Below are 5451 nucleotides of genomic sequence, written 5' to 3'. Positions count from 1 at the left end.
CGGGTGCGGGGCGCGGAGACGCCGGTCAGGCGCGCCCCGCGCCGCCCGGAAGCGGCGCGGGGCGGGGGCTCACATGTGGCGGTCGGCGAGGGTCACGCCGATTTCCTCATAGTAGCGCAGGGCGCCGGGATGGATCCGGCCCTCGATGGTCTCGAGCGCTTCGGGCGTCACGCCGCGCCACCAGGCGGCGTCGGCCTCCATCTTCGCCTTCTGCTCCCAGAACGCCTTCACGAAGGCGTAGGCGGTGTCGTCGTCCATCGCGGTGGAGGCGTAGGCGACCACCGGCAGCGCGGTGGTGACGATGTCCGCGTCCTGCCCGGCATAGGTCCCGGCGGGGATCACCAGCCGGGTGCGCCCGGTCTGGGCGATCTGCTCATCGGTCATCGACAGGATGGTCACGCCGGTCCCGGCCGCGGCTTCCATCACGTTGGGCGCGGGCCACGACCCGGCGGTCACGAAGGCGTCGATCTGGCCGTTCTTCAGGGCGGGCACGGCGTTCGACAGCTCGGCCGGCGCGATGGTCACCTTGTCCGCGATCCCGAAGAGCGTGAGATATTTCTCCCCCTCGGTCGCGCCGAAACTGCCCTTGCCGAGCAGCACCGTCTTGCCGGCGAGCCCGGTGATGTCGGTCACGCCTGCGTCGGCGTCGACCACGAAATGCATGGTCAGCGACGGGATCGGGAACAGCGCCCGGATCTCGTCGTATTTCGGGCTGCCCTTGTCGGCGAACGGCCCCTTCGCGCCCTGCGCCGCGCCGATCAGCGCGGGGGGGGCGGTGAACACGTAGGCGCCGGGGCGGACCGCGGCCTCCATCACGTTCTGGACCGAGCCCTGGCTCTCCTCCACCGTCACGATGATGGCGCCGTCGGTGGCGGTCTTCACCGCCTCGGCGACCTGCACCGACATCTGGTAGTAGGACGAGCCGGTCTTGGCGGCCTTGAAGGTGACGCGGGTCTCGGCCAGCGCGGGGGCGGCGGCGAGCGCGAGCAGGGCGCCGGCGGCGACGATTTTGCTAAGAAACGCCATTTGGGCGTCCTCCTCCCGGTTGTTTCTGGGGCGGGTTCGTGCGCCTGTTTCGCGCCCCGGCCCGCCGGGGTCAACGGATTGTTCAGGTCGGCGGCGCGGCTGCGGCTTGACAAAATCGACCGATCCGGAAAATTTGTCCGGACAAATGGCGCGCCCGCGCCGCATACCGGAGGAGACCCCATGCAAGGCGCCACCCGCTCGCTTCTCTTCGTGCCCGGCGCCCGCCCGGCGATTTTCGCGAAAGCCCTCGAGTCGGGCGCCGACATCGTGTGCGTGGATCTCGAGGACGCGGTCCCGCCGTCGGGCAAGGACGCGGCCCGGCCCGAGGGCGTGGCCTGGCTGACCGAAGCCGCCCCCGCCGATCCCTGCACGCGGGCGCTGCGCATCAACGGGCTGAAGACGGTCGCCGGCCTGCGCGACCTCGCCGCCGTCGCCGCCGCGGCGCCGGCCGCGGGCCTGGTGGTGATGCCGAAAGTGGATGAGGCGGCCGAGGTCCGCATCGTCGACGCCGCGCTGACCGAAGCCGGGTCCGAGGCCGGCATCGTCGTCCTGATCGAAAGCGTCGACGGGCTGGAGAACGCGCAGGCCATCGCCGCCGCCTCCCCCCGCGTGAAGCTGGTGATGTTCGGCGCGGTGGACCTGTCGGCAGAACTCGGCTGCGACAACGCCCCCGGGCCCCTCGCCTACGCCCGCGCCCGGGTCGTGCACGCCGCCCGCCGGGCCGGCGTGCCGGCGATGGACGTGCCCTCGCTGAATTTCCGCGATCTCGACGCGGTGGCGGCGGAGGCGGAGGCCGCCCGCGCCATGGGCTATTCGGGCAAGGCCGCCATCCACCCGACCAATGTCGCCGCGGTCAACGGCGTCTTCACCCCGACCCCTGAGCAGGTGGCCCAGGCCCGCAAGGTGATCGCGGCCTATGAGGCGTCCGAAACCGGGCTGGTGGTGCTCGACGGCAAGCTGATCGAGGCCCCGGTGATCCGCGCCATGCGCGCCCGGATGCAGGCGGCGGAAGCCGCCGGGGTGGCGGAGGGCGTGGCATGACCCAGCCGCTCCCGCTCGAAGGCGTCCGGATCCTGTCGGCCGAGCAATATGGGGCGGGACCGTTCGGCTCGCTCTACCTCGCCGACATGGGGGCGGAGGTGGTGAAGATCGAGGCGCCGGGGACGGGCGACAGTTCCCGCGTCTCCGGCCCGCATTATCTCGGCGACGCCGACAGCCACTTCTTCCAGACCTTCAACCGCAACAAACGCTCGCTGACCCTCGATTTGAAGAAGCCGGAGGGGCAGGCGACCCTGCACCGCCTGCTGCCGCAGTTCGACGCGGTGCTCAACAACCTGCGCGGCGACATCCCGGGCAAGCTGGGCCTGACCTATGACGTGCTGGGCAAGATAAAACCGTCCATCGTCTGCGCTCACCTTTCGGCCTATGGGCGGACCGGGCCGCGGGCGTCGTGGCCCGGCTACGACTACCTGATGCAGGCCGAGGCCGGGTGGTTCCACCTGACCGGCGACCCCGACGGGCCGCCCGCCCGCATGGGGCTTTCCATCGTCGACTACATGACTGGGGTGGTGGCGGCGCTGGGCCTCGTCTCGGCCATGCTGGGGGCCGCGCGCACCGGCAAGGGGCGGGACATGGACGTGTCGCTTTACGACGTCGCCATGCATCAGCTCTCCTACCCCGCCACCTGGTATCTCAACGAGGGCGACGTGACGGGCCGCCGCCCCCGCTCGGGCCACCCGTCCGTCGTCCCCTGCGAGACGCTGCCCACCCGGGACGGCTGGATCTTCGTGATGTGCGTCCTTCCGAAATTCTGGGAGGCGCTGGCGGTGGCGCTGGGCGCGCCGGAGCTGCCGACCGACCCCCGCTTCGCCACGCCGCGCGCGCGGTTCGAAAACCGCGACGCGCTGATGGAGATCTTCGATCCGCTGGCCCGGGCGCGGACCACCGCCGAGTGGATGTCGGTCTTCGGCGGCCGCGTCCCCGCCGCCCCGGTGCTGACGCTCGACCAGGCCCTGGAGAACCCGTTCTTCCGGGAGCGGGGCGGGGTGCGGACGGTGGATCATCCGATGCGGCCCGATTTCGGCATGGTCGCCTCCCCGATCCGGGTCGGCGACGCCGAAGCGCCGTCGCGCCCGGCCCCCGCGCTCGGGGCCGACACCGACGCGGTGTTGGGCGAGGCCGGCTTCGGCGCGGACGAAATCGCCGCGCTGCGCGCTGCGGGGGCGGTCTGATGAAGCTCGACGGTCTCCGCGTGCTCGACCTGTCGATGTTCCTGCCAGGGCCCCATCTGACGATGATGATGGCCGATCACGGGGCGGAGGTGATCAAGGTCGAGCCCCCCTCCGGCGAACCGGTGCGCGAGGTGGGCTATCGGGACGAGGCGGGGGTCTCCGTCTGGTTCCGCAACACCCATCGCGGCAAGAAATCCGTGGTGCTGGACCTGAAGACGGACGCCGGGCGCGAGGCGCTGCTGCGGCTGGCCGAGACGGCGGACGTGTTCGTCGAGGCGTTCCGTCCCGGCGTGGTCGATCGGCTGGGGGTGGGGCCGGATGCGGTGACGGCGCGCAATCCGCGCATCGTCTACGCCTCCATCGCCGCCTTCGGGCAGACCGGGCCGGAAGTGGCGCGGCCGGGGCATGACCTCGCCATCGAGGCGCTGTCGGGGCTGGTGTCGCTGAACCTCGGGACGGACGGCGAGCCGACCAACCCGCATATGCCGGTGGCCGACATGGCGGCGTCGCTGATGACCTTCGCGGCGATCATGATGGCGCTTTACCGGCGTGAGACGACGGGCCGGGGCGACGTGATCGACATGTCGATGCAGGACGCCTGCATGGCGTGGCTGCCCAATGTCGTGGGTCCGGTCTTCGCGGAAGACCGGGCGCCGCGGGTGAAATCCGAGCGCAGCTTCGGCGGCTACGCCTTCTTCGCCATCTACCGCACCGCCGATGACCGCCATGTCGTGCTGGGGGGTGTGGAGCACAAGTTCGTCCACGTCCTGCTGACCGCGCTCGAGCGTCCCGACCTGATCGACATCGCCAATGGTCCGCCGGGCGGCCCGCAGGAGCCGGTGAAGGCGTTTTTGCGCGAGACCTTCGCGACGAAGACCCGCGCGGAGTGGGAGGCCTGGTTCGAGGGCCGCGACGTCTGCTTCGCGCCGGTCCTCGACCTGAAGGAGGCGTTCGACAGCCCTCAGATCGCGGCGCGGGGGATGAAGGTGCGCGACGCGGCCGGGGCCCTGCATATCGGCCTGCCGATCCGGTTCCGGGACGAGCCCGGGCGCCTCGACCCCGCGCTGCCGGGCCTGGGCGAGCATACCGAGGCGACGCTGCGCGAGGCCGGCCTGCCCGAGGCGGTGGTCGCCGCCTGCCTCGCCCGGATCCCCGCCTGAGAGAGGGGGCGGGGGGGTTATCCCCCCGCCATCTCGTCCCGGCGCAGGCGCATGGAATAGGAGAAGGTCTCGGCCGGGTGCCAGTTGGCCGAGACCAGGATCGGGCGATCCCCCGCGCCCAGATAGGTGCGGATCAGCAGCACCGCCGGCGCGCCGACATCGCGCCCCAGCGCCGCCGCGGCCCGCGGGCCGAAGCCCACGCCGGTCATGTCCTGGTCCACCGCATCGACCCGCGCGCCGAACCGCTGTTCGATCAGGTCGTAGACCGGGCGGGTGCGGCCGGGCAGTTCGGGCTCGATCGCGTGATAGGCGGCGGGCAGCCAGAACCGGGTGAAGTTGATCGGCTGCCCCGACCGCGTGCGCCGCACGCCTTCCAGCGCCAGCCACGGCCCCTCCGCCGGGCTGAGGGTCACGCCTTCGGGCCGGGCGCCGTCATCGGGGGCGCGGGTGAGGTTCAGACTGGTGTCGGCCGCGTATTCCAGCAATTCACGCAGGGATCGCATGGCGTGGCGGTAGTGGGCGGGGGGCGCGTCGGCGATGACCTCGGTGCCCGAGCCCTGGCGGCGGCGCACCAGCCCCGCCTCCGCCAGCACGCGCAGCGCCTCGCGCGCCGTGTGGCGGGACACGGCGAATTCCGCGCAGAGTTCCTGCTCGGTCGGCAGCGCCTCGCCCACCTTGTAGCGGCCTGCCGTTATGGCGGCCCGCAACGCCTCGGCCATACGGCGATAGCGGGGCGAGGCGGGGGCGGTCATGCGGTTCCGTCCATGGGCTGCGGTCCTTCCGGATCGAGGGGCGGGGCGTGCGACGGGGATTGCGCCGCGCGAAACCGCCGCTAGAATATGTCCGGACAACTTTATCGCGTCCAGCCGGAAAATTCAGCCCATGCCGCATGCTCAAGCCCCGGAGCCCACCTTGCTGCGCCGCCTGGCGCGGCGTCTCGCCGAGCGGCCGGGGCCCGAGGCGCGCGCCCGCGCTGCGCTCCATGCGCTCGACTGGGCGGGCTGCGCGGCGGCGGGGGCGGTCTCGCCGGCCGG

5 protein-coding genes are annotated in these 5451 nt (G+C 72.0%); 3 read left to right on the top strand and 2 right to left on the bottom strand.

All coding sequences use genetic code 11. The features are described from left to right. Positions 1-69: 69 nt before the first annotated feature. Positions 70-1026, bottom strand: a complete 957-nt coding sequence (locus tag ACTB72_RS20205) for a TAXI family TRAP transporter solute-binding subunit (protein ID WP_463038823.1) — start codon at positions 1024-1026, stop codon at positions 70-72. Between the two features lie 180 nt (positions 1027-1206). On the opposite strand from ACTB72_RS20205, the gene ACTB72_RS20200 reads away from it, so the two are divergent. The 3 genes from ACTB72_RS20200 to ACTB72_RS20190 are packed head-to-tail and all read left to right on the top strand — an operon-like array spanning position 1207 to position 4417. Next, positions 1207-2067: an HpcH/HpaI aldolase/citrate lyase family protein gene (locus ACTB72_RS20200; RefSeq protein WP_463038822.1), complete on the top strand. Its 861-nt coding sequence runs from the start codon at positions 1207-1209 to the stop codon at positions 2065-2067. Next, positions 2064-3257, top strand: coding sequence for a CaiB/BaiF CoA transferase family protein (locus tag ACTB72_RS20195; RefSeq protein ID WP_463038821.1), 1194 nt, complete (start codon positions 2064-2066; stop codon positions 3255-3257). Before ACTB72_RS20200 ends, ACTB72_RS20195 begins: the two co-directional genes overlap by 4 nt. Next, positions 3257-4417 carry a CaiB/BaiF CoA transferase family protein gene (locus ACTB72_RS20190; protein ID WP_463038820.1) on the top strand — a complete coding sequence of 387 codons (1161 nt, stop codon included), beginning with the start codon at positions 3257-3259 and terminating at the stop codon, positions 4415-4417. Before ACTB72_RS20195 ends, ACTB72_RS20190 begins: the two co-directional genes overlap by 1 nt. A gap of 17 nt (positions 4418-4434) precedes the next feature. Here ACTB72_RS20190 and ACTB72_RS20185 read toward each other — a convergent pair whose 3' ends face one another. Further along, entirely contained in the window at positions 4435-5169 is a 735-nt protein-coding gene (locus tag ACTB72_RS20185; RefSeq protein ID WP_463038819.1) for a GntR family transcriptional regulator, read from the bottom strand. Positions 5170-5451 lie beyond the last annotated feature (282 nt).

The organism is Albimonas sp. (genome assembly GCF_055129145.1).
The sequence above is the reverse complement of the archived record's forward strand: the minus strand, read 5'-3'. Positions and strand labels throughout refer to the sequence as shown.